We start from the raw sequence: 1,318 nt of genomic DNA, 5'->3' as shown, positions 1-1,318 counted from the left end.
AGCCTGGAGATCGAAGAGGCACCGGATGGTTTCGACCGCACGCTGTTGGCCAAATGGCATGCCGAGGCGGCAGGCACCAAGATCCGCTACGTGCCTGCCGGCATTCCCGATCTTCTGCGCACCGAAGCGCTGGTCGACTACGAAGCCGGCATCGCCAACAAGAGCCGCCTGGCGCAGGCCGGCGAAACGCAATACCGCATCGACTACAACAGGCGGCCTGAGACCGACATGGAAGTCTGCATGCCGCGCCACACGCTGGAGATATTTGCCCGCGGGCTGGGTGTCTGGGACCGTTTCCCCGAAGCCGACCGGCGCGCGCAGCTGCTGCACATGGCGACGCTGCTCGACGACCTCTATCCGACCTTCCGGCTGTTTCTCTATGACGGGAGGATGCGCTATTCGATCCCCTACACCATCTTCGGACCCTACCGCGCCGCCATCTATGTCGGCGACATGTATCTGGTGCTCAACGCCACCCAGCCGATCCAGACGCTGATCCAGCACTTCGACAATCTGATCCGGGCCGCCGACATCAATGCGCACGAGGCGTCCGGCTTCGCGCACAGACTGGCCGGCATGTCATTCTCAACAGGCACTGCCTGATCTTCGGCAACAATGATCCTTTGGACGGAAATCGGCCTCCGCATTGGTGGCCGCGTTGCCGCCATTCCATTGACTACACATAAAGACTTCTTTATATCCTTATTCGACTTCGAAACATGAAAGCCAATCCGATGACGACCACCAACCCGATCAATGCTCTGCTGGCCGAAAAGGGCGTGCTGCTGGCCGATGGCGCCACCGGCACAAACCTGTTCGCCATGGGGCTGGAGGCCGGCGAGGCGCCCGAGCTGCTCAACGAGACGGCGCCCGACACCATCACCAGCCTGCATCAGAATTTCGTCGATGCCGGGGCCGACATCATCCTCACCAACTCGTTCGGCGGCACCCGCCACCGGCTGAAGCTGCATCATGCGCAGGACCGTGTGCATGCGCTGAACAAGCGCGCCGCCGAGATCGCCCGTGCTGTCGCCGACAAGGCCGGCCGCAAGGTGATCGTCGCCGGTTCGGTCGGCCCGACCGGCGAATTGCTGGTGCCGCTCGGCGCCATGACCTATGACGAGGCGGTCGACGCCTTCGCCGAGCAGATCGAGGGTCTCAAGGAAGGCGGCGCCGAAGTCGCCTGGATCGAGACGATGTCTGCTCCCGACGAGATCCGCGCTGCCGCCGAGGCTGCCATCCGCGTCGGCCTGCCTTACACCTATACCGGTTCCTTCGACACCGCCGGCCGCACCATGATGGGCCTGCTACCCAGGGA

General features: G+C 63.3%; 2 protein-coding genes. Both read left to right on the top strand.

Features of this window, described 5'->3' with window-relative positions; all coding sequences use genetic code 11:
- On the top strand, positions 1–603 hold a 603-nt coding region (locus tag EN914_RS35715; protein WP_127389703.1), incomplete at its 5' end, for a transcriptional regulator.
- 131 nt (positions 604–734) lie between these two features.
- Positions 735–1,318 (top strand): betaine--homocysteine S-methyltransferase (gene bmt, locus EN914_RS35710; RefSeq protein ID WP_164779182.1); only part of this gene is annotated, 584 nt, incomplete at its 3' end.

It is taken from the genome of Mesorhizobium sp. M7A.F.Ca.CA.001.08.2.1, from assembly GCF_003998455.1.
In the GTDB taxonomy this organism is placed as follows: Bacteria; Pseudomonadota; Alphaproteobacteria; order Rhizobiales; family Rhizobiaceae; genus Mesorhizobium; species Mesorhizobium ciceri.
The sequence above is the reverse complement of the archived record's forward strand: the minus strand, read 5'-3'. Positions and strand labels throughout refer to the sequence as shown.